Here is a 21993-nt window from a genome sequence, read left to right as displayed (position 1 = left end):
GGCGGCGTGAGACTCTTCGTCGCCCTCATTCCTCCGGAACACGTCCTGGACGAGGTCGAGACGGCCTTCGCCCCGTACCACCGGGAGCCGGGGCTGCGCTGGACCCGGCGTGAGACCTTGCACGTGACCCTCGCCTTCTACGGTGAGGTGGACGACACGACCGCCGGGCGGCTGCTGCCCCGCCTCGAACGCGCCGCCGGCCGGCACCCGCGGCGGGAGCTGACCCTCACCGGGGCCGGGGCCTTTCCGAAGGCACGGTCCGCCCGTACGCTCTGGGCCGGCGTCCGCGGCGACCTGCGGCGTCTCGCCGACTCGTGCCTGGCCGCCGCCCGCCGCGAGGGCCTCGACACCGGAGGGCACCTGGGCTTCCGCCCGCATCTGACGGTCGCCCGCTCCCGCGAACCCCTGGACCTGCGGCCGCTGGCGGAGGGGCTGGAGACGTGGGAGGGCACGCCGTGGAGCGCGGACGAGATCCATCTCGTCCGCAGCCACCTCGGCGCCGAGGTGCGCTACGACACCCTGCGGAGCTGGCCGCTCAGGACCGCCACGGCGAGCCGGTGATCCGCTCGTAGACCTCGGTGTAGCGGTCGCGGGTGGCCGCCACGACGTCGTCGGGGATCGGCGGGCCCGGCGGCGTACGGTCCCAGCCGGGCACCGAGGAGGACCAGTCGCGGACGAACTGCTTGTCGAGCGAGTGCTGCGGACGGCCCGGCGTCCAGGTGTCGGCCGGCCAGAACCGCGAGGAGTCCGGGGTCAGCACCTCGTCGGCGAGCACGATCGTGCCGTCCGCGGCGCGCCCGAACTCCAGCTTGGTGTCGGCGATGATGATCCCGCGCTCGCGGGCCAGCTCGGCGCCGCGGCGGTAGACCTCCAGGGTCAGGTCGCGCAGGCGCTCGGCGGTCTCGGCGCCGATCTCGCGCACCACGTCCTCGAAGGTGATGAACTCATCGTGGCCGACCGTCGCCTTCGTGGTCGGCGTGAAGACCGGCTCGGGCAGCCGCGAGGCCTCGACCAGCCCCGGCGGCAGCGGCACCCCCGACACAGTGCCCTGCTTCTCGTACTCCTTCAGGCCCAGCCCGGCCAGGTGGCCGCGGGCGATGAACTCCACCGGGAACATCTCCAGCCGCCGGCAGCGGATGGCGCGCCCGGCCCACTCGGCGGGCACGTCCTCGGAGATCACGTGGTTCGGCACGATGTCGGCGAGCCGCTCGAACCACCACAGCGAGAGCTGGGTGAGAATCGCGCCCTTGTCCGGGATCGGCGTCGGCAGGACCACGTCGTAGACGCTCACGCGGTCCGACGCGACAAGGATCAGGTCGCCGTCATCGGTGTAGACGTCCCGCACCTTGCCGGAATGCACCAGCTCCATGTACCCCTCCGCGTCGTGTCCCGTACCCCGGAAACGTACCCGCCGGGCCGGTGGCCGGTACCCGCGGCCCCTCGGCCAGGGGCCGCGGGCTCGTGTCAGGCCGCGTGACCGCCGTCGACGGACAGGGTCGCGCCGGTGACGAAGCGCCCCCCGTCGCCGGCCAGGTGGGCGACCATCGCGGCGACGTCCGCTCCCTCGCCGAAGTGGCCGAGCGCGGTGAGGGCGCGCTGCCCGTCGGCCATCGGGCCGCCGGCCGGGTTCATCTCGGTGTCGATCGGCCCGGGACTGACCAGGTTGGCGGTGATGGCGCGGCCGCCCAGCTCGCGGGCCAGGGCCTTCGTGAGCCCGGTCAGCGCCGACTTGCTCAGCGCGTACAGGGTCCCGCCCGGTCCGGGCACGCGGTCGGCCATGCAACTGCCGATGTTCACGATCCGCCCGCCGGCGCCCAGGTGCGGCGCCGCCGCCTGGGCCATCAGGAACGCCGAGCGCACGTTCACCGCCAGGACCTCATCGACCAGCTCCAGTGACAGCGACTCCAGCGGCCCGAGTCCTCCCGCGCCGGCGTTGTTCACCAAAATGTCGAGCCGGCCGAGGGCGGCGACCGTACGGGCCACCGCCTCGGTGACCGCGCGCGGATCCGCCGCGTCGGCCGGTACGGCCAGGCCGCGTCCGCCCGCCGCCTCGACCTCCTTGACCGCCGCGTCCGCCTCGCCGGCCGAGCGCGCGTAGGTCAGGGCGACGTCGGCCCCGTCCTCGGCCAGCCGGCGGACGATCGCCCGGCCGATGCCGCGGCTCCCGCCGGTGACCAGCGCGACCTTTCCCGCGAGGGGTGCCTTGTCCGTGTTCATTGGGGTTCCTTTCGTCAGGGCTGTGACGGAACCCCGGCGGATCCCCCGCGGTTGCGGTGGGGCCGGCCCCAGTCCGTACTGACCGGTTGTCCCCGTGGGCGTGGCGCGGCCGGGCCACGAGGCTGGTGTTCATGCCAACGATCAGTCACAAGACGGGTTTCGCGGTCGCCGCGCTGGCCGTCGGTGGATCTCTTCTCGCCCCGCAGGCCGCCGGAGCCGCCCCGGTCCGCTGGGGTACGTGCGCGGGGAGCGGCCTGGACCCACGGCAGGAGTGCGCGACGCTGTCAGTGCCGCTGAACCACCGGGATCCGGGCGGGCCGAAGATCGCTCTGGAGGTCTCCCGTGTCCGGGCGACGGGACACCGGCGGGGCGTGCTGCTGCTGATCCCCGGGGTCCCGGCGGCTCGGGCGTGAACGAGCCGTCCACCCTCGGCGCGAAGCTGCCGGCGGCGGTGCGGGACGCGTACGACCTCGTCGGCTTCGACCCTCGCGGCGTCGGCCGGAGCACGCCGGTGAGCTGCGGCCTGCGGCACGCGGACCTGGCGGCGTCGCGGCAGCGGCCGTGGCCCGCGCCGGACGGCGGCATCGCCGGGAACGTCGCGACCGAGCGCAGGATCGCCCAGACCTGCCTGGCGAACGGCGGTGACGTCCTGCGCAGCCTCAGCACCCCGAACGAGGCCAGGGACATCGACCGGATCCGCGCGGCGCTGGGGGAGTCGAAGATCTCCGCCTGGGGCGTGTCGTACGGGACCTACGCCGGGGCGGTCTACGCGACGATGTTCCCGCAGCGTACGGACCGGATCGTGCTCGACAGCAACGACGACCCGAACCCCGGCCGCGTGGCGCGCGGCTGGCTCGCCAACACCGCGATCGCGGTCGAGGACCGCTTCCCCGACTTCGCGAAGTGGGCCTCCGCGCCGGGCAACCCGGACCGCGTCGTGGCCACACCCGCCGGCGTACGGCCGGCCTTCCTCGGCCTGGTGGCCCGCCTGGACCGGACGCCGCTCCCGTGGCCGGGCGCGAACCCGCCCGAGCTGGATGGCAACGTGCTGCGGGAGACCCTCCAGGAGAGCCTGTACTCCGACGACGACTTCCCCGCGCTGGCCGCGCTGATCCTCGCCGGCCGCGGGGACCGGCCGCTTCCGGCGCCCTCGTCGCCGCCGGACGCGGCGCTGCAGAACGTCACCGCGGTCGCCGTCGGAACCATCTGCGACGACGTGGCGTGGCCGCGCTCGGTCCCGGCCATCGCACGCGACGTGGCCGCCGACCGGGCCCGGTACCCCCTCACCGCGGGGATGCCGGTGAACGTCATGCCGTGCACCTTCTGGCCGGCGCCCGCCGAGCCGGCCGTACGGGTCACACCGCACGGGCCCTCGAACGTGCTGCCGGCCCAGAACCTGCGCGACCCCTCGACGCCGTACAAGGGCGCCCTGGAGATGCGCCGCGCCTTCGGCGACCGGGCACGGATGGTCACCGTGGACTCCGGCGGGCACGAGGTGTACCTGGCGAACGGCAACGCCTGCGGCGACGCCCTGGTGACCCGCTTCCTCGTGACCGGGAAGCGTCCGGCGCACGACGCGTTCTGCCCGGCCGTCTAGGGAGTTCGCAGCCGGTGGGCCGGCGCGGTGTGGCGGCGGCCCGTCCCGGCGGTGCGTGTTGAGGTCGCCCGCCCCGGCGTTGGCCCATCCCGCGTATCCGTCACGGGGGACACCGTTCCGTACGTCCCAGATCGGCGGGCCCGCGGCCGGAGCCCTCGTTCCGGCCGCGGGCGCCTGGTCAGGCGGCGCAGACCTCGGTGACGCGGTGGCGTCGCTGGGCGAAGTCGCGCTCGCGGTCGGTGGTGTCGAAGCCGAGCCACACGCGCTCGGGCATCAGCAGGTCGCCCGGCCGGGCCGTGGGGACGAAGCCGGCGCTGTGCATGCGGCCCGCCTCGATCGTCAGGTGGGTGCCCTCGCGGATCAGGACCGCGGAGGTGAAGCGGATGCGGGTGCTCTCCTCGACCGCGCGGAACCACGCGGGGTTCGAGGCCCAGTAGATGTTCTCCTCGCCGTCCACGGCCACGCACAGAGGGCTCAGGGCGCCTCGTGCGAGGTGCAGGCGGCGGGGACGGGTCCGGTCCACCCAGGCCAGCGCCGCGCGGCCGTGCAGCGCGCTCAGCACGTCCTCCGGGCGGTTTCCGGCGGCCAGCGCCTGGTAGATCACTTCGCTGTCGGTGCCGCCCGTGGCGGCCGGCAGGGCGAACCTCGCGCGCAGCTCGGCCGCCTCCACGTCACCGTTGTGCGTACCGGCGAGTGGGCCGACGAGCAGGGGACCGGCGTTCACGAGCTGGTCCGGCAGGCCCTGCGTGGCCCAGCGGGTGTGGCCGAGGACCACCGGCGCGGCGTCCAGGGTGGCCAGCAGGTCCGCCCGCCACACGTCCGTGAACCGGCCGGGGCCCTTGACCACCCGGCAGCCGCCGTCCGTCACGTCGCCCTGGATGGTCGGCGTCACGACGTTGATCGCCGTCGGCCGGCCGAACAGCGCCACACCCGCCGAGTCGACCCCGCGCTCCTCGGCGAGCAGGCCGAGCGCGACGAACGCGTCCGACCCCCATTCCGGATGTTCCGCCCCCGACGCGCGCATGAGCCCGAAGAGCCCGCACATCGCCCTCACCCCTGTCTCCGGTCCCCGATGTCCCCCGGTGTTTCCGGATAAGACGCTTGAACCGCTCCTGGGGTTCGGCAAATCGGCGGACCGCATAGGCTCGACACGTGAACCGTGCTCCGCGATGGTTGCTTCCGGCCGTGCTGGCGGTCCTTCTGTCCGCCGTGGTCGTCGGCACGATTCTCCATTGAGTCGCCCGCACGAGGCTTCGCCGCCCCGACGAGTGGTGAAGATCAGGAGCATGCCGTTCGCCGCTCTGCTCCTGGTCAGCTTCGCCGTCCTCGCGGTGGTGGCGGCTCCCGGCGCGGCGCTGGCCGACGACGGCCGGCGAAGGCTCTGCACGATCAAGGACCCGCGCATCGGCGAGTCGAGCGGCCTGGCCGCGAGCCGGCGCCACCCCGGCATCGTCTACACCTTCAACGACTCCGGCGGCCGTCCCCAGGTGTACGCCCTCGGCCCCGACTGCCGTACCCGGGCGACCCTGACGTTCGCGGGTGCGGTCAACCGCGACTGGGAGGCCATGGCGCTCGGGCCGGACGGCATCTACGTCGGCGACATCGGCGACAACCTGGACGGCGCCTGGCCGTACGTCACGGTCTACCGGATCCCCGAGCCCGCAAGCCTGCGCAGTCAGACCCTGCGCGCCACCGCGTACCGGATCAAGTACGCCGACGGGCCGCGCAACGCGGAGACGATGATGATCGATCCGCGCAGCGGGCGGCTCTACATCGCGAGCAAGGCGTTCGGCGACTCGCTGTACGAGGGGCCGAAGAAGCTCCGTACCGGCACCTTCAACATCATGCACAAGGTCTCGGGCGCGCCGTTCTACGCGACCGACGGAGCGTTCGCGCCGGACGGCCGGTCGTTCGTGATCCGCGGCTACTGGGACGCGGAGATCTACCGCGCGCCGGGCAAGAAGATCGCGGACGTCCCGATCCCGTCGCAGAAGCAGGGCGAGGGCATCACCTTCACCGCCGACGGCCGTTCGCTGCTGGTCAGCTCCGAAGGGGCCGCCCAACCGCTGTGGCAGGTGCCGGTTCCGGCCAGCGCGCTGCCGCCGAAGCCCTCGTCCGCGGCCGCCTCGGACGGTTCGGGAAAAGGGCACACAGGGGGCACTACCAGCGGTTCAAAGAAGTTTTCGGCGACTACGTTGGTACTCATCGCCGGGGTGATCGTTCTGGTCGCCGGTCTGTTCGCTCGCAGACGAGGGTCATGACGGGATGGGCGCTGACATGTCACGATCTGTTCTCGTGAACCTCGAGCTGATCGGCCTCCGTGCTCCGGCGCGCCGGCTACGTCCGGTGGCGGCCGGGCCATTCGCCCTTGTGTCACTGGTCGTCGCACTTCTGCCGATCCGGCCGCCCGGGCTGTGGTTGGCCGCGGTCGTCGTCTGCAACGTCGTTCCGTGGCTGCTGGGACTGCGTGAGTCACGGCCGGGACGCTGGCGGCTGTCCAAGAACGGCCTGGAGCGGCTCGCCGCGGACGACACCGTCCTGGAGGCGTACGAGCTGAGCCGCGTCGAGGAGTTCGCGGTCACCGCCGAGGACGGCATGCTCACGATCTTCCACCGGTTCGGCGTCACCGTGGCGGGCTCCCTGCCCGAGATGGGCTTCGACCCGCTGACCTTCTACATCACCGCCCGCCGCCTCGGCATCACCACGCACGTGATCGACGGCGACCGATCGGTCTTCGAGGACGACAACCTCCCGCCGGACGACGAGGCCCCGCGCGCCCTGGGCCGCCGGGCCGAGGAGCGGCTGCGCGACCAGGAGGCGGCGCTCCTGGCGGTCGCGCACGAGCCGCGGGTCGCGGTCCGCACGGACGCCGGACGGCTCGCCACGACCGCGACCGCGTGGCGGCGTACGACGGCGCTCGGGGTCCTGCTGACGCTGATCGCGCTGACCATGGTGGCCCGTACGGCGGTGGAGGGCGGCCTGGAGTTCGGCAGCCGGATGATGGGCGGGCTGTGGGCGCTGGCGGGCGGTGTGGCCGTCCTCGCCGTACGCCGCCGTCGTCTCAAGGGCGCGCCGTTGACCTGGAACATCACCCCCTCCGAGCTGCGCGTACGGCACGCGACGGTCGGGGAGTGGCGGGTGCGCGCGGACGCGGTCGCCGCCGCGGTCGTCGGCCCGGGCACGGCCATCGACCCGCTGTCGGGGCGGCCGGCCGCGGACCAGACGGTCGTCACGCTGTTCGGCCACCGGCTGGAGGTCCTCGCCCGCCTGCCCGCCCGCGGACTGGACGCCTTCCAGCTCACCCACGCGCTGGACGAGCGCGGCTACCACGTGATCACCCCGGACCAGGGGGCCCTGCGGCCGTCGGAGTACGGCCTGGCCGGGCTGCCGGAGATCTTCTCCCGCGTCCCGGGCGGGCGGCTGGTCGTCGACGACGACGGCATCGGCTGGGCGGACGGCGCGGGCGACGTGATCCTGCGGATGCCGCGCGACCGCATCGGCGGGATGGAGCTCCTGACCGTCGACGGGCACGCGTGGCTACGCATGTACGACGACGAGGGCGACGAGTTCCTGGCGGCGCCGCTGTCGATGCTGCGGATCTCCCGTACGGACCTGCGGGACGCCGCCCGGCGCGTCCAGCTCCCGATCACCGACGCGGAGTACGACGCGTACGTCAACGCCGCCTTTCACGGCTCGATGACGCACCTGGAGCTGGTCGCCGGGCCGTCGCCGGAGAAGCCGAAGCCGCTGCCGGCGGCCCAGCTCGACGTGCCTCCCCGTACACGGGCGCTCGCGTACGGGGTGACGGCGACGCTGTGCGAGCTGGTGGCGGTGCTGGGGTCACTGTGGCTGCGCGTGGACCTGGGCGGATTCTGGACGGTCCTGGCGTGGGCGGCCCCGTCGGGGCTGGCGCTGGGTCTGGCGGGGGCGTGGCTGTACGACCGCAACCGCCCGCAGTTGCGCGTCTCGGCGTCGGGCATAGCGTCGGTGACACGGCTGGGACGCACGGAATGGAGCGTGACACGACAGGCGCTGGGAGGCGTCGGCATCGACGAGGCCGAGGCCCCGCGCCTGGTGGTCTGGAGCCCGGCGGGCCGCGTCCTGCGCCGGGTGTCCTTCCCTCCGGACCTGACCGAACTCCGCCGCGCCTGTGAACGCCACGGCCTCCCCTGGGGCCCACCCGACGCCGGCCACGGCGCCGCCCCCCCGCCCGAACTCTGACCCGCCCGACCAGGGCGGAACCACCCTCGACCGGCGGCGACCGGAAAAGGGGATGAGCAATCTGACAACCAAGCGTTCGATCCAGCCGGGCGAGATCGACGCCGCCGTCGCAGCACGAGCGGTCCGAAGGATCAAGGACCACCTCATGCGTCATCCCGACCAGCAGGCGATCGAGGTCGGAGGCGTGCGTCCGTCGTCCGGTGGCGGCGGTTCACACGGTCAGAGGCGTTCGACGATGTGGTCGACGCAGGCGGTGAGGGCTTCCACGTCGGCCGGGTCGATGGCCGGGTACATGGCGATGCGCAGCTGGTTGCGGCCCAGTTTGCGGTACGGCTCCGTGTCCACGATGCCGTTGGCGCGCAGGACCTTGGCGACCTCCGCCGCGTCCACGCCCTCGAAGTCGATCGTTCCCACCACCTGCGAGCGTCGCTTCGGGTCGGTCACGAACGGGGACGTGTAGGACGTCTTCTCCGCCCACGTGTAGAGACGCTGGGCCGAGTCGGCGCACCGGCCCGTCGACCAGGACAGACCGCCCTGGGCCAGGAACCAGTCGATCTGCTGGGACATCATCAGCAGCGTCGCGACGGCCGGGGTGTTGTACGTCTGGTCCTTGCGCGAGTTGTCGACCGCGACCTTCAGGTCATAGAAGTCCGGCACGTACCGGCCGGACGCGGCGATCTCCTCGATCCGTTCCAGTGCCGCCGGTGAGGCGAGCGCCAGCCACAGGCCGCCGTCCGACGCGAAGCCCTTCTGCGGGGCGAAGTAGTAGACGTCCGTCTGGGCGACGTCGACCGGGAGGCCGGCGGCGCCGCTCGTCGCGTCGACCAGCACCAGGCCGTCGGCGGCAGGGCGTTCGATCGGCATCGCGACGCCCGTCGAGGTCTCGTTGTGCGTCAGGGCGTAGACGTCCACGTCCTCGTCCGCGACCGCCAGCGGATGGCTGCCGGGCTCGGTCTCGATCACCGACGGATCCGACAGCCACGGGGCCTTCTGCACGACCTTGGCGAACTTGGAGGAGAACTCCCCGAACACCAGGTGCTGCGACCGGTCCCTCACCAGGCCGAACGCCGCGGCGTCCCAGAACGCGGTCGTACCCCCGTTGCTCAGCACGACCTCATAACCCGCGGGCGGCGAGAAGAGCTCGGACAGGCCCTCGCGGACCCGCGCGACGATCGACTTGACCGGCTTCTGCCGGTGCGAGGTGCCCAGGTAGGTGTCACCGGAGGCGGCGAGAGCGGCCAGCTGCTCCGGGCGGACCTTCGACGGACCTGAGCCGAAGCGGCCGTCGGCGGGCTTGAGGCTGTCTGGGATCACGATGTCGGTCACCTGACGAAGCCTAATCAAGCGAGGCCGCCGAGCTCAGCCCGGTCCGCGATGTGAGACCCGTCCGTTTCGCCGCCGGAAGGCGCGTATGGCCAGCCCCAGCAGGCCCAGGAGGCACACCGACGCGATGCACGCCGGGTAGGCCCACGGGCGGCCGTCCCGGCGGGCGTCCAGGGCCGCGCCGCCGGAGTCGTAGGCCAGCAGCGCCAGCGCGCCGGCCATCACCCAGGCCACGACCGTACGGGAGATCTGGTCACGTCGCCGGGCGCGTTCTTCCCGCGCGCGCTCCTCCTGGAACGGCGCGTCGTCGGCGTCCTCTTCGCGTGGACCGGTGTACATGAAGCCTCCGGGGCAAGAGACGCGTACGGCCCGCTGATGCCGGGGCATCGCGGGCCGTCGTGCCCTTGGATCAGGCCTTGTTCGTGAGCTCGGCGGAGCCGGCGACCTCCGCGACCGAACGCGGCGCCGGACCCACATAGTGCGCGCTCGGCCGTACGAGACGCCCGGTGCGCTTCTGCTCCAGGATGTGCGCGGCCCAGCCCGCGGTGCGGGCGCAGGTGAACATGGCCGGCATCATGTGCGGCGGGACCTCGGCGAAGTCGAGGATGACCGCGGCCCAGAACTCCACGTTCGTCTCGATCGGGCGGTCCGGACGGCGCTCGCGCAGCTCGGCCAGCGCGGCGTCCTCCAGGGCCTTGGCCGCGTCGTAGCGGGTCGCGCCCAGCTCCTTGGCGGTACGCCGCAGCACGCGGGCGCGCGGGTCCTCGGCACGGTAGACGCGGTGCCCGAAGCCCATGAGCCGCTCGTGGTGGTCGAGGATGTCGGTCACGACCTTGCGGGCGTCGCCGATCTGCTCGACCTTCTCGATCATCGGAAGGACGCGTGCGGGGGCGCCGCCGTGCAGCGGACCGGACATGGCGCCGATCGCACCCGACATCGCGGCCGCGACGTCGGAGCCGGTGGAGGCGATGACACGGGCGGTGAACGTGGAGGCGTTCATGCCGTGCTCGGCGGCCGACACCCAGTAGGCGTCGATCGCCTGGACGTGCTTCGGGTCGGGCTCGCCACGCCAGCGGACCATGAAGCGCTCGGTGATCGTACGGGCTTCGTTGATGCGTTCCTGGGGGACCATCGGCAGGCCGAGGCCACGAGCGCTCTGCGCCACGAAGGACAGCGCGGTCACCGACGACCGGGCCAGGTCCTCGCGGGCCTGCTCGTCGCTGATGTCCAGCAGCGGGCGCATGCCGTACGAGGGTGCGATGATCGGCAGTGCGCTCTGGACGTCGACGCGCACGTCACCGGAGTGCACCGGGAGGATGTGAGGTTCGGCGGGGGCCAGCCCGGGGTCGAAGCTGTTGTCGACCAGGAGGCCCCATGCGTCACCGAAGGAGACGTGGCCAACGAGGTCTTCGATGTCGACTCCCCGGTACCGGAGAGCGCCGCCCTCCTTGTCCGGTTCCGCGATCTCAGTCTCGAAGGCGACTACGCCCTCGAGGCCGGGTTTGAAGTCGGACATGTTCTGTCCTGCCTTTCGTCCCCTGTGGTGTACAGACCCAACTGGTAATTGAACCTCTTCTTGCAAGATGCTCTGTACCCCGGGGGGTGTGATATGCGCAATTTTTTCGTTTCCAGCAACTCTAGGCGGGAACCCTGCCGCCTCCTCCCCGGGGTGGCGCGAAAGGATGTCCTGTCGTGGCCCTACATGATCCTGCAGACCTCCGGAAGTTCTACGAAGACGCCCGACTGGACGAAGGCGGCCTCGCCGCCGACCCCCTGAGCCAGTTCGACGCGTGGTTCGCGGACGCCGTCGGAGCGGAGTTGCCCGAGCCCAACGCCATGATTCTCGCCACGGTCAACGGAGACGGTACGCCCAGCACCCGGACCGTCTTGCTCAAGGGGTACGGCCCGGAAGATTTTCGCTTCTTCACGAACCACGGATCCCGGAAGGCGCGCGCCATCTCCGGCGACCCCCGCGTGTCCCTCCTGTTCCCCTGGCACCCGATCCGCCGGCAGGTGATCGTCGAGGGGATCGCCGAGCGGTTGTCCCGTGAGGAGTCCGCGGCCTACTTCCGCACCCGGCCCCACGGTTCACAGCTCGGGGCGTGGGCGAGCGAGCACCAGTCGGCGGTGGTCCGCCGCGAGGAGCTGGAGAGCCGGTACGCCGAGCTGGCGCGCCGCTGGCTGGACGAGGTTCCGCTGCCGGACTTCTGGGGCGGCTACCGCGTGCTGCCGGTGAGCGTGGAGTTCTGGCAGGGGCGGCCCAACCGGCTGCACGACCGCCTGCGATACCGTCGTCCGGACCCGGCAGAACTGGACAAATGGGTGGTGGAGAGACTGAGTCCGTGAGTGCTGACCCCCAGTCATCCGCGACGGACGACGTTTCCCCCGGCGATTCTCCCAACGACGCGGGCGCCTCAGGAGAGGCACGCGGCTCCTGGTCCGAGCGTGCCGGACGGCTGGCGCGCAGGGCGGCCATCGACACGACCCCCCTGCGAGAGCCCCCGTTCCGCCGGCTCTGGATCGGCCAGGCCGTCTCGTTCACCGGCTTCCAGCTCACCTCGGTCGCGATCTCGGTCCAGGTCTATGACCTGACCAAGTCCTCACTGTGGGTCGGGCTGCTCGGCCCGGCCAACCTCATCCCGCTGATCGTCTTCGGGCTGTGGGGCGGCGCGGTGGCCGACACCATGGATCGCCGCCGGCTCCTGATCATGGCCTCGTTCGTCACCTGGACGGCCACGCTCGGCCTGCTCGTCCAGGCGCTCCTGCACGTCGGCAGCGTGCTGCTGATCATCTGTCTCGTGGTGGTGCAGGCGGTCGGCTTCGCGGTCAGCTCGCCCACGCGCGGCGCGGTGATCCCACGACTGCTGCCGCGGGTCCTTGTGCCCGCGGCCAACACGCTGAACTTCACCGCCTCCCAGGTCGCCACGTTCGTCGGCCCCGTACTGGCGGGCGTGGTGATCGGGCACGGCGGGTACGCGGTCGCGTACGGCATCGACGCGGTGCTGTTCACGGTCGGCCTGTACGCCGCGCTGCGCCTGCCCGCGCTGCCGCCGGTGGGCGGTGAGATCCGCAAGCCCGGGGTGCGCTCGGTCGTCGAGGGGCTGCGTTTCCTGCTCACCCGCCCGGTGCTGATGATGTCGTTCGTCGTGGACATCATCGCGATGGGCGTCGCGATGCCGCGCGCGCTGTTCCCCGAGGTCGCCGACACGCGCTTCGGGGGAGAGGAGGCGGTCGGCTGGCTCGTGGCGGCGATCGCCATCGGCGCGGTGGCCGGCGGCCTGGTCTCCGGCTGGATCGGCCGGATCCAGCGGCAGGGCATCGCCCTGATCGCCGTCATCGTGGTGTGGGGCCTGGCCGTGGCCGCCTCGGGGCTCGCGGGCTCACTGTGGCTGGCGGTGCTGCTGCTGGCCGTGGGAGGCGCCGCCGACCTGGTCTCCGCGGTGTTCCGGCAGACGATCCTGCAGACGTACGCCCCGGACGAGATGCGCGGGCGGCTCCAGGGGGTGTTCACCGTCGTCGTGGCGGGCGGCCCGCGCCTGGGCGACCTGCGCGCCGGCGTCACCGCCTCGGCCGTCGGCGCCACGGCCTCCTGGACCGGCGGCGGCATCGTCTGCGCGGGCCTGGTCGTGGTCATCGGGCTCGCGGTGCCGTCGTTCCGCCGCTACACCACGGCGGCACGCGGGCCCGTGGAGGAGCGGCCGGACCCGTGATCAGCCGAGGGCCTGTCTCGAAGTCCCGCTGTCCTACAGGCCCTAGGAAAGCACGCCCGCGGCGACCTGGAGGTCGGCGACCAGTCCGGCGTACGCGGCGTCGCGGTCGTCGGCCCGCAGCACCGCCGACGGGTGCACGGTCGCGACATAGCAGGCGTTCTGCCGGGCGGTCTCGTCGTCGATGGGCGGGCGCGGGATGAGCTTGCCGCGCTGCCTTGTGACGCGGAACGAGGGCCCGAGCAGGGCCTTGGCCGCCGTGGCGCCGAGCAGGACGATCACCTCGGGGTCGATGATGTGCAGCTCGGCGGCGAGCCACGGCCGGCAGGCTGTCATGTGGGCCGCGTCCGGCGTCTGGTGGATGCGGCGCTTGCCCGGGCCGTCCTGGGTGAACCGGAAGTGCTTGACGGCGTTGGTGACGTACGCGTCGGAGCGGTCGATGCCGGCCTCGGCCAGGGCCTTGTCGAGCAGTTTTCCGGCCGGGCCGACGAACGGCGCGCCCTGCCGGTCCTCCTGGTCGCCGGGCTGCTCACCGATGAACACGACGCGTGCCGTCGCCGAACCGGTGCTGAAGACGGTCTGGGTCGCGCCGGCGTACAGGTCGCAGCCCTCGCAGCTCGCGGCGGCGCGGCGCAGGCCGTCAAGTCCGGCTCCCCGCGGGACGTGTCGGCCCGCTCCCTCGAAACGTGACATGGCCGGCTCAACCTACCGTCAAGAAAGGTCTTCCGCCTGGCGGGAAGACCACATCGCTCGCTCACGTTCGGGTATATGAACAGACAAGGATCGCTCTTGCCGGTGCGGACTCCCCGCAGAGTCTCGTTCGGTCGTAGCATCAGGAGCGAACTGGAGGAAAACTTTGACCGCACACGGCTTGATCGACACCACGGAGATGTATCTCCGTACGATCTTCGAGCTCGAAGAAGAGGGCATCGTGCCGCTTCGCGCCCGAATCGCCGAGCGGTTGTCGCAGAGCGGCCCGACGGTGAGCCAGACGGTGGCGCGCATGGAGCGCGACGGTCTGGTGACGGTCGAGGGCGATCGGCATCTCGACCTGACCGATACCGGCCGATCTCTTGCGGTACGGGTCATGCGTAAGCACAGGCTGGCCGAGTGCCTTCTCGTCAACGTCATCGGTCTCCCCTGGGAGGACGTCCACGTCGAGGCATGCCGCTGGGAACACGTGATGTCCGAGGAGGTCGAGCGCAGGCTGGTCTCCCTGCTCGGAGACCCTTCGACGTGCCCGCACGGCAACCCCATCCCCGGCCTGGCCGAACTCGGCGCGGACGTGCCGCCGGCCCTGCAGGGCGAGCCCTTGGCGCTGATGACCGACGTCGCGACGGCGACCGGCACGCCCGTCACGGTCCGGCGCATCAGCGAGCAGGTACAGAGCGATACGGCGCTCATGCTTAGACTCAAGCAGGTTGGGATACAACCGGGACGTGAGGTGACGCTTGCCGCAGGCGACGACGGTGTCAGGGTGACGCGTGACGATGAAGCCGACAGCCCCTCGACCGAGATCCCCAGCCGTATCGCCTCCCACGTGTTCGTATCCAAGCGCTGAGTTGCCCATTTCACGTATCCGGGGCCGCCGTTCGTCGTTCAATGGTGAGGACGGCACGGCGATCCGGGGCCGGCAGGCACGGGGTGAGTCCGACGGCGCGAAGGACGGCAAGGTGGCAGGCCAATGAAGCGCTGGGGTGAAAAACCCGCGGACGCGCAGCTGCCGCCGGAGACCGTGCTCGACCACGCGGAGATGGCGGTCATCGTCTGTGACCGCTACAGCAACGTCATCTACTGCAACGCGTTCACCGAGACGCTCCTGGGGTTCGGCGGCTCGGAGTACATCGGCCGGTCCATCCTCTCGCTCGGCATCGCCGAGGAGGACCACGACCAGGCCAAGGAGCTGGCCAGGCACGTCCTGAAGGGCGCGGTCTGGGAGGGCACCTTCTGCAACCTGCGCGCCGACGGCAGCACGGTCTACACCCGCGCGTACGCGGTGCCGCTGCGCCACCCGTCCGGCGCGGTCAACGGCACCGTGATCTTCGCTCGCGAGGCGCTCCGCAGCAACCAGCGCGACCAGGACCGCTACGGCCTCCTGGAGCGCATCGGCGAGCGGCTGGCCGCGTCGCTGGAGCTCAAGCAGACGCTGCGCCGGGTGGCCGACACGATCGTGCCGCAGTTCGCCGACCACTGCTTCATCGACCTGTTCAGCGGTGAAAAGCTCGTGCGCCGCGCCTCCCGGCACGGCAACGACTGGGTGCCGCCGCCCGGCACGTGGGCCGAGGTCGGCGAGACGGTCTCCTACCCGCCCGGCCACCCCTGCTCCAAAGCTCTGGCCCGCCGCGACGCCGTCGTGATCGAGGACGTCGTGGCGGACCGCATGACGGCGCCCAACGCCGCCAGCAAGCAGCTCGGCGACGACCTCGGCATCACGTCGCTGATCTCCGCCCCGCTGCTCGCCCGCGGCGAGGTCCTGGGCGTGATGAGCGTGGCCCTGTCGGGCATCAGCCGCCGGCCGGACCCGCACTACGACGGCTTCGACCGCGACCTGATCGGCGCGATCGCCAGCCGGGTCGCGCTCGCCATCGACAACGCCATGCTCTTCGAGGAGGAGCGCGAGACGGCGCTGGCCTTCCAGAAGAACCTCCTGCCCGGCGACCGCCCGCCGCACCTCGACGGGCTGGAGATCGCCTGGCGCTACGAGCCCGCCCGGCCGCTGGAGTCCCACGGCCAGGGCATCCAGACGCAGGTCGGCGGCGACTGGTACGACGTGATCCCGCTCTCGGCGGGCCGCGTCGGCCTCGTCATCGGCGACGTCGAGGGCCGCGGCGCCCGCGCGGCGGCCGTGATGGGGCAGCTCCGCGCCGCCCTGCGCGCCTTCGCCCAGGACGACAAGCCGCCCGCCGACATCCTGCTCAAGCTCGACGAGTGGGTCCGCACGATGGTCAGCCCCGGCCGCTACCGCGAGCTGGGCGGCGGCCCGGCGGGCGAGACGCTGGAGATGCGCCCGCCGCTGGTCTCCTGCACCTACTTCGTGTACGACGCCTGGTCACGCACCCTGTCCTTCGCCAACGCCGGGCACGAGCCGCCGCTGCTGCTGCTCGACGGCGAGGTGATCGACATGGAGTCGGTCGGCAAGGGCGCCATGCTCGGCGTACGCGAGCCCGGCGTCGGCGGCGAGATCCTCTACGAGGAGGAGACCCGCGAGCTCCCGCCCGGCACCACGCTCGTGCTCTACACCGACGGGCTGATCGAACGCCGGCCGAAGGACGACGGCGAGCACTACACCCGCGAACAGGCTCGCGAGATGCTTCGCGAGTCCGTACGCCGGGCCGACCGCAAGGACGTCGAGGCGATCGCGGGCGCCGCCTTCGACGCCGTCCCCGGCGACATCGACGACGACGTAGCGATCGTCGTGGTCCGCACCAGCCCGGTCCGCCTGCAGGTCGAGCAGCGCACGTTCCAGGCCGAGCCGATCATGGTCTCCGAGGCGCGCCGCATGGCCGCCGAGACGTTCGCGAGCTGGGGCATGCTCGACGAGCAGGCCGAGCTCGCGTGCCTGCTGGTCTCCGAGGTCGTCACCAACGTCGTCCTGCACGCGGCCAGCGCGCCCGCGCCGCGCCGCGAGCTCGTCCTGGAGGGCGCGCTCGGCCTCGACGGCCCGATCGGCTTCGACGACCCGTGGGAGGAGCTGCCCGAGCTGACGCGGCGGGAGCCGCCGACCAAGGAGTTCACGCTACGGCTCCGCCGGGGCGAGCGTTCGGTGTGGGTCGAGGTGGTCGACCAGGATCTTCGGCTGCCGCGCATCCGGCGCGCGGGCGAGACCGACGAGGGCGGCCGTGGCCTCTACCTGGTCGATCAGCTCGCGGCCCGCTGGGGGTCCCGGCCCACCAACGACGGCAAGGCCGTGTGGTTCGAGATCCCGCTCAAGTCCTGACGTTACGCTGGAAGCGTGCTGGCGTGGGAGGTCCGCAGGCCCGGGCCCATCGAGACCGAACCGCTCGAGGCGGTCACGCGTGAGATCCCCGAGCCCGGCCCCGGTGAGATCCTGATCCGTGTACGCGCCTGCGGTGTCTGCCGTACCGACCTGCACGTGACCGAGGGCGACCTGCCGCCGCGACGGCCGCACGTCACGCCCGGCCACGAGATCGTCGGCGAGGTCGTACGCCAGGGTCACCGGTTCGCCGCGGGCGACCGGGTCGGCGTGGCGTGGCTGCGGAGCACGTGCGGCCTCTGCGCCTACTGCCGCCGGGGCGCGGAGAACCTCTGCCCCTCCTCGACCTACACCGGCTGGGACGCCGACGGCGGGTACGCCGAGTACGCCGTCGCGCCGGAGGCGTACCTCTATCCGCTGCCCGGCGACCGCTCCGGCGCCGAGGTCGCGCCGCTGCTGTGCGCGGGCATCATCGGCTACCGCGCGCTGCGCCGCGCCGCGCTGCCACCCGGCGGGCGGCTCGGCATCTGGGGCTTCGGCGGGTCGGCCCACCTGGCCGCGCAGATCGCCCTGGCCGAGGGCGCCGCGGTTCACGTCTTCACCCGCGCGAAGGCGGCACGTGAGCTCGCCCTCGACCTCGGCGCCGCGTCGGCCCAGGACTCCTTCGACCCCAGCCCCGAGCCGCTCGACTCGGCGATCGTGTTCGCGCCCGCCGGCGAGCTGGTGCCGGCCGCGCTGCGCCGTCTCGACCGCGGCGGCACGCTCGCCGTCGCCGGCATCCACCTCACCGACGTTCCCGCGCTGAACTACCAGGACGACCTGTTCCAGGAACGGCGGCTCCTCAGCGTGACCTCCAACACGCGCGCCGACGGCGAGGAGTTCCTGCGGCTGGCCGACCGGCTGCGGCTCAAGGTCACGGTCACGCCGTACGCGCTGGAGGAGGCCGACCGCGCGCTCGCCGACCTGGCCGGCGATCGCGTCAACGGCGCCGCGGTGCTGGTCCCCGGCGCGGGCGGCTGACCGGCTCGACCGCGAAGTAGGCCCACGACTGGGTGAACCACAGCTCGTTGCCGATCAGGCGCGGGCGGGCGCCGGTCAGCGGGCCGCCGTCCAGCTCGTCGGTGAGCTCCTGGCGGATGCGGTCCGGATCGTGCGCCTCGGCGAGCCAGGGCTCGACGGGCCGCTCGATCGTGAAGACGTCGAGGCGCCGAGCCCAGCCGCCGGCACGCCGGAGGATCTCGACGAGCTCGGCCATGGTCCGCATCTTGGTGTGCGCGGGGTCGCGGAGCCGCTCGATGTGGCCGCCGTCGCCGGCGCGCGTACGGACCAGGTCGGCGAGCACGAGGCGTCCGCCGCAGACCTTCAGCAGGTCGCGTACGAACCCGACCTGGTCCTTGGAGCGGCCGAGCTCGAGCCAGGCGGTGACCAGCGTGAACGCCCCGGAGGGCAGCGCACCGGAGGGGGCGCTGGTCAGCTCGCGCACGCGGGGGCGGATCGCCGCGGCCAGGCCGGACGCGCCGGAGGCGATGTCGAGGCAGGTGTCGTCGCGGCGGGGCTCGGCGAAGTCCACAAGTCGACGCAGGTCACAGGCTGTACCGGCCGCCTGACCTTTGGCCTGCGGGCTTGCTTGTGGCACGGGGTCGCCTCCCAAGGGCATCGAACCGGGGCTTCGCATCTGGTAAGACGCGCCCGGAGCGCCGGGAGTTCGGACTATTTGAAGGACTGGCCCCAGAGCATCAGCACGACGACGACGAAGACGAACATCAGGCCGAAGGTGCTGTTGCGGGACATGCTCATGCCGATGCGTCGCATGACCCGGGTGACGATGAACGCCGCCAGGATGGCCAGCAGCGCGAGGACGACGAGACCACTCAACGACTTTCTCCTCCGGTCCGACCCGCACCAGAGTACTTCCAAAAGCCCCGCGTTCTGGGCGCTCCACGCCGAATCGCGGCGTCGGCGTGGGCGCCCGGCGGAGCGGGTAGGGCGGTACCAGCGCGGCAGCCGCCGGGGAGCGTGCCGCCGTGACAAGGACCTCACCCGTTGGGGAGCCCGGGGGAATCGGGGGATTCCATGAGACGCCTTCTCGTCGTGGTGCCGTTTCTGCTCGCGTCCGGCGCCTGCGGCACGGGCGGCGGCCGGCAGGCGGGCGTCACGACGGTCTCCTCCGGCGCCTCAGTGTCCGCCGCCGACGAGGCCTGGCTGACGACGATCCACCAGGCCGACCTGGCCGGCGTCCAGTACGGCAGGCTGGCCGAGCGCAAGGGCGCGACCACGGCCGTACGCCACGCGGGAAGCACGCTCGCCGCCGGCCATGCCGCGCTCGACGAGAAGGTGATCCACGTGGCCGACACCCTGGGCGTCGGCCTGCCCGCCAACGAGCGGATCTCCCAGCTCGTCCTGGCGCAGCGCCTGCAGAAGGAGTCGGGGAGCCGGTTCGACCGCGTCTTCGTGGCCGCGATGGCGCAGGAGCACGAGAAGACGGTCGACGGCACCGCGAAGGAGGTACGGAGCGGATCCTCGCCGGAGGTGACCGCGCTGGCCCGTATCGCCCTTCCCGACCTGCGAGAACACCTGACCATGCTCCGCCGGGCGAACCCCGTGGGCTGACCCGCCTCCACCCGGAGGTGGAGCGAGGCCATCCCGCGCGCCGATGACTTGGGGCGCGAACCGAGGTCTAATCGAGGGCATGGACGATGCGCTTCGTGCCGCCGACCGGGACCGCGACGACGTCGCGGCGATCCTTCGGGAGCAGTACGCCCAGGGGCGGCTGACCATGGAGGAGTACGACGAGCGCAGCACCGCCGCGGCCTCGGCCAAGACGATGGGCGACCTGCGCGTGCTGACCGCCGACCTGCCCGCGACCCCCGAGCCCTCCGGCGCGCCCGCGTGGTCGCGCGGCCGGATGCGGTGGATCGCGGTGGCCGGCGTGCTCGCGACCGTGGCCCTGCTGGTCGGCGCGGCGTTCGCCGGCCACTTCCTGCTGGCCTTCCCGACCTGGCTGGTCGTCTTGATCATCGTCCGTCACGCCCACGGCGGCCGGCGCTTCCCACAGGCGAGAGGCCCTCGTACGGGCCGGGGCTGACTCAGTCGCGGGGCGGTTCGCCGGCGAGGAGACGGCGCGGGCCCGGGCCCTGGGCGCCGAGCCGGTCACCGGGGTTGGAGAGCCGGCAGTGGTACAGCGACAGGCAGCCGCAGCCGATGCAGCCGGTCAGGTCGTCGCGCAGCTTGCGGAGCTGGTCGATCCGCGCGTCGAGCTCGCCGCGCCAGGCCGATGACAGGCGGGCCCAGTCGCGGGGCGTGGGGGTGCGCTCCTCGGGGAGTTCGGCGAGCGCCGCGCGGATGTCGGTCAGCGGGATGCCGACGCGCTGCGACACCCGGATGAACGCCACGCGGCGGAGGACGTCGCGGGTGTACCGGCGCTGGTTGCCCGTCGTACGCCGGCTGCGGATCAGGCCCTTCTTCTCGTAGAAGTGCAGGGCCGAGACGGCGACGCCGCTGCGCGCCGCCACCTGGCCGACGGTCAGCTCGTGGGCGTCCGGGGGAGGTTGCTCCATGCCACGAGAGCCTAAAGCTCACCATTGGTCGAGGTTCGTCCCCGGGGTTGCCCTCGGCGGGAGAGCAGGGTCACATGGACGTGACGGCCAGGCGAGGTAATGTCGTACTGACCGAATAGTGTTCGGTTCTTAGGGACGGAACCCTCAACAAGAGACTTTGGAGGCGTCGTGGCCGAGGCGTACATCGTCGGGGCGGTCCGTACCCCGGTGGGCACGAAGAAGGGTGCGCTGGCGGCGGTGCATCCGGCCGATCTGGGCGCGCATGTGCTGAAGGAGCTGGTCGAGCGCACGGGAGTCGACCCCGAGGCCGTCGACGACGTCATCATGGGCTGTGTCATGCAGGTCGGCCCGCAGTCCCTCGACATCGCGCGCACCGCGTGGCTGTCGGCCGGGCTGCCCGACCGCGTCCCCGGCGTGACGATCGACCGGCAGTGCGGCTCGTCCCAGCAGGCCGTCCACTTCGCCGCCCAGGGCGTGCTGTCGGGCACCCAGGACCTCGTCGTGGCCTCCGGCGTGGAGAACATGGGCATGGTGCCGATGGGCTCCAGCGTGGCCATGGCCCTGGAGAAGGGCATGCCCTTCCCGTACGGCGAGGGCTGGACCCAGAGGTACGGCGACCAGGAGATCTCCCAGTTCCGCGGCGCGCAGCTCATGTGCGAGAAGTGGGGCTACAAGCGCGGTGACCTGGAGCAGTTCGCGCTGGAGAGCCACCGGCGCGCGGTGAACGCGATCGAGAGCGGCCACTTCGACCGGGAGATCGCCCCGATCGCGGGCGTGACCAAGGACGAGGGCGCCCGCAAGGACACCACGCTGGAGAAGATGGCGGGCCTGAAGCCCCTGCGCGACGGCTGGGAGCTGACCGCGGCGGTCGCGTCGCAGATCTCCGTCGGCGCCGGCGCCCTGCTGATCGCCTCCGAGGAGGCCGTCAAACAGCACGACCTGACGCCGCGGGCGCGCATCCGCACCCTCGTCGTGGAGGGCTCAGACCCGGTCTACATGCTGACCGGCCCGATCCCGGCGACGGAGAAGGCGCTGAAGCGCGGCGGCCTGTCCATCGACGACATCGACGTGTTCGAGGTCAACGAGGCGTTCGCCCCGGTGCCGCTGGCCTGGTCCAAGGAGACCGGCGCGTCGCTGGAGAAGACCAACCCGAACGGCGGCGCGATCGCGCTGGGGCACCCGCTGGGCGCCACCGGCTCGATCCTGATGACCAAGCTGCTGCACGAGCTGGAGCGCACGGGCGGGCGGTACGGCCTGCAGACGATGTGCGAGGGCGGCGGCCAGGCCAACGCCACGATCATCGAGCGCGTCTAGTGCTCTGTCCATGAACGTTGGCCGGGTCTGATCACGCGGCTTTGGGGCGCCGTGGGTCTCCCCAGCGTTGTTGTCGTTCGCTGCGGATGCGGGCGCGTTCGCGTCGTTGGGCGGCGAGGATGT

The 21993-nt window shown here is 72.1% G+C and carries 23 protein-coding genes; 13 read left to right on the top strand and 10 right to left on the bottom strand.

What is annotated here, in order from left to right:
- The first annotated feature begins 6 nt into the window (after window positions 1-6).
- Window positions 7-561, top strand: coding sequence for an RNA 2',3'-cyclic phosphodiesterase (gene thpR / locus QWU11_RS45590; RefSeq protein ID WP_290120856.1), 555 nt, complete (start codon window positions 7-9; stop codon window positions 559-561).
- On the opposite strand, the gene QWU11_RS45585 is transcribed toward thpR, so the two are convergent.
- The gene (locus QWU11_RS45585) at window positions 536-1369 is read right to left on the bottom strand and encodes a phosphoribosylaminoimidazolesuccinocarboxamide synthase (RefSeq protein WP_290120855.1); all 834 of its coding nucleotides are present in this window, start codon (window positions 1367-1369) and stop codon (window positions 536-538) included. The genes thpR and QWU11_RS45585 overlap by 26 nt on opposite strands.
- 95 nt (window positions 1370-1464) lie before the next feature.
- Window positions 1465-2217 carry a 3-oxoacyl-ACP reductase family protein gene (locus QWU11_RS45580; protein WP_290120854.1) on the bottom strand — a complete coding sequence of 251 codons (753 nt, stop codon included), beginning with the start codon at window positions 2215-2217 and terminating at the stop codon, window positions 1465-1467.
- Between the two features lie 131 nt (window positions 2218-2348).
- On the opposite strand from QWU11_RS45580, the gene QWU11_RS45575 reads away from it, so the two are divergent.
- Together QWU11_RS45575 and QWU11_RS45570 are read left to right on the top strand one after the other, a co-directional pair.
- Complete coding sequence (locus QWU11_RS45575) at window positions 2349-2630, top strand: hypothetical protein (RefSeq protein WP_290120853.1); 282 nt, start codon at window positions 2349-2351, stop codon at window positions 2628-2630.
- Window positions 2627-3814, top strand: coding sequence for an alpha/beta hydrolase (locus tag QWU11_RS45570; protein WP_290120852.1), 1188 nt, complete (start codon window positions 2627-2629; stop codon window positions 3812-3814). Before QWU11_RS45575 ends, QWU11_RS45570 begins: the two co-directional genes overlap by 4 nt.
- Before the next feature lie 178 nt (window positions 3815-3992).
- On the opposite strand, the gene QWU11_RS45565 is transcribed toward QWU11_RS45570, so the two are convergent.
- Window positions 3993-4859, bottom strand: coding sequence for a hypothetical protein (locus QWU11_RS45565; protein ID WP_290120851.1), 867 nt, complete (start codon window positions 4857-4859; stop codon window positions 3993-3995).
- A gap of 241 nt (window positions 4860-5100) precedes the next feature.
- On the opposite strand from QWU11_RS45565, the gene QWU11_RS45560 reads away from it, so the two are divergent.
- Together QWU11_RS45560 and QWU11_RS45555 are read left to right on the top strand one after the other, a co-directional pair.
- Window positions 5101-6075, top strand: a complete 975-nt coding sequence (locus QWU11_RS45560; RefSeq protein ID WP_290120850.1) for a hypothetical protein — start codon at window positions 5101-5103, stop codon at window positions 6073-6075.
- Between the two features lie 34 nt (window positions 6076-6109).
- A complete protein-coding gene (locus QWU11_RS45555; RefSeq protein WP_290120849.1) occupies window positions 6110-8035 on the top strand; it encodes a hypothetical protein in 1926 nt (641 codons plus the stop codon).
- 219 nt (window positions 8036-8254) lie between these two features.
- Here the strand turns inward: QWU11_RS45555 and serC are convergent, their stop codons facing one another.
- From serC to QWU11_RS45540, 3 genes are all read right to left on the bottom strand, one after another.
- On the bottom strand, window positions 8255-9361 hold the full coding sequence (gene serC / locus QWU11_RS45550) for a phosphoserine transaminase (RefSeq protein WP_290120848.1): 1107 nt from the start codon (window positions 9359-9361) through the stop codon (window positions 8255-8257).
- A 33-nt stretch (window positions 9362-9394) separates the two neighbouring features.
- Complete coding sequence (locus QWU11_RS45545) at window positions 9395-9697, bottom strand: hypothetical protein (RefSeq protein ID WP_290120847.1); 303 nt, start codon at window positions 9695-9697, stop codon at window positions 9395-9397.
- A 70-nt stretch (window positions 9698-9767) separates the two neighbouring features.
- Window positions 9768-10874, bottom strand: a complete 1107-nt coding sequence (locus QWU11_RS45540) for a citrate synthase 2 (RefSeq protein WP_290120846.1) — start codon at window positions 10872-10874, stop codon at window positions 9768-9770.
- Between the two features lie 176 nt (window positions 10875-11050).
- Here QWU11_RS45540 and pdxH point away from each other — a divergent pair, with 176 nt between their 5' ends.
- Complete coding sequence (pdxH, locus tag QWU11_RS45535) at window positions 11051-11704, top strand: pyridoxamine 5'-phosphate oxidase (protein ID WP_290120845.1); 654 nt, start codon at window positions 11051-11053, stop codon at window positions 11702-11704.
- On the top strand, window positions 11701-13068 hold the full coding sequence (locus QWU11_RS45530) for an MFS transporter (protein WP_290120844.1): 1368 nt from the start codon (window positions 11701-11703) through the stop codon (window positions 13066-13068). The genes pdxH and QWU11_RS45530 overlap by 4 nt, the downstream gene beginning before the upstream one ends.
- A 42-nt stretch (window positions 13069-13110) precedes the next feature.
- On the opposite strand, the gene QWU11_RS45525 is transcribed toward QWU11_RS45530, so the two are convergent.
- Window positions 13111-13758 carry a UdgX family uracil-DNA binding protein gene (locus QWU11_RS45525; protein WP_290120843.1) on the bottom strand — a complete coding sequence of 216 codons (648 nt, stop codon included), beginning with the start codon at window positions 13756-13758 and terminating at the stop codon, window positions 13111-13113.
- Between the two features lie 163 nt (window positions 13759-13921).
- On the opposite strand from QWU11_RS45525, the gene QWU11_RS45520 reads away from it, so the two are divergent.
- The 3 genes from QWU11_RS45520 (at window position 13922) to QWU11_RS45510 (ending at window position 18019) form a co-directional block, all read left to right on the top strand.
- Window positions 13922-14626, top strand: coding sequence for a metal-dependent transcriptional regulator (locus QWU11_RS45520; protein ID WP_290120842.1), 705 nt, complete (start codon window positions 13922-13924; stop codon window positions 14624-14626).
- Between the two features lie 123 nt (window positions 14627-14749).
- Window positions 14750-17002 carry a SpoIIE family protein phosphatase gene (locus QWU11_RS45515; RefSeq protein WP_290120841.1) on the top strand — a complete coding sequence of 751 codons (2253 nt, stop codon included), beginning with the start codon at window positions 14750-14752 and terminating at the stop codon, window positions 17000-17002.
- Window positions 17003-17017: 15 nt separating this feature from the next.
- Window positions 17018-18019, top strand: a complete 1002-nt coding sequence (locus QWU11_RS45510; protein ID WP_290120840.1) for a zinc-dependent alcohol dehydrogenase family protein — start codon at window positions 17018-17020, stop codon at window positions 18017-18019.
- On the opposite strand, the gene QWU11_RS45505 is transcribed toward QWU11_RS45510, so the two are convergent.
- Both QWU11_RS45505 and QWU11_RS45500 read right to left on the bottom strand, forming a co-directional pair.
- Entirely contained in the window at window positions 17979-18569 is a 591-nt protein-coding gene (locus QWU11_RS45505; protein WP_290120839.1) for a class I SAM-dependent methyltransferase, read from the bottom strand. The two genes, QWU11_RS45510 and QWU11_RS45505, sit on opposite strands and share 41 nt — an antisense overlap.
- A 140-nt stretch (window positions 18570-18709) precedes the next feature.
- Complete coding sequence (locus QWU11_RS45500; RefSeq protein WP_290120838.1) at window positions 18710-18874, bottom strand: hypothetical protein; 165 nt, start codon at window positions 18872-18874, stop codon at window positions 18710-18712.
- Window positions 18875-19072: 198 nt separating this feature from the next.
- Here QWU11_RS45500 and QWU11_RS45495 point away from each other — a divergent pair, with 198 nt between their 5' ends.
- Window positions 19073-19609, top strand: coding sequence for a DUF4142 domain-containing protein (locus QWU11_RS45495; RefSeq protein ID WP_290120837.1), 537 nt, complete (start codon window positions 19073-19075; stop codon window positions 19607-19609).
- 79 nt (window positions 19610-19688) lie between these two features.
- The gene (locus QWU11_RS45490; protein WP_290120836.1) at window positions 19689-20084 is read left to right on the top strand and encodes a DUF1707 domain-containing protein; all 396 of its coding nucleotides are present in this window, start codon (window positions 19689-19691) and stop codon (window positions 20082-20084) included.
- 1 nt (window position 20085) lies between these two features.
- On the opposite strand, the gene soxR is transcribed toward QWU11_RS45490, so the two are convergent.
- Complete coding sequence (gene soxR, locus QWU11_RS45485) at window positions 20086-20556, bottom strand: redox-sensitive transcriptional activator SoxR (RefSeq protein ID WP_290120835.1); 471 nt, start codon at window positions 20554-20556, stop codon at window positions 20086-20088.
- 168 nt (window positions 20557-20724) lie between these two features.
- On the opposite strand from soxR, the gene QWU11_RS45480 reads away from it, so the two are divergent.
- The gene (locus QWU11_RS45480) at window positions 20725-21870 is read left to right on the top strand and encodes an acetyl-CoA C-acetyltransferase (protein ID WP_290120834.1); all 1146 of its coding nucleotides are present in this window, start codon (window positions 20725-20727) and stop codon (window positions 21868-21870) included.
- Window positions 21871-21993 lie beyond the last annotated feature (123 nt).

The sequence above is a fragment of the Actinomadura sp. DC4 genome, from assembly GCF_030406325.1.
Taxonomy (GTDB): Bacteria; Actinomycetota; Actinomycetes; order Streptosporangiales; family Streptosporangiaceae; genus Actinoallomurus.
Note: the sequence above shows the minus strand (reverse complement) of the source record. Positions and strands in the feature narration are given on the sequence as shown.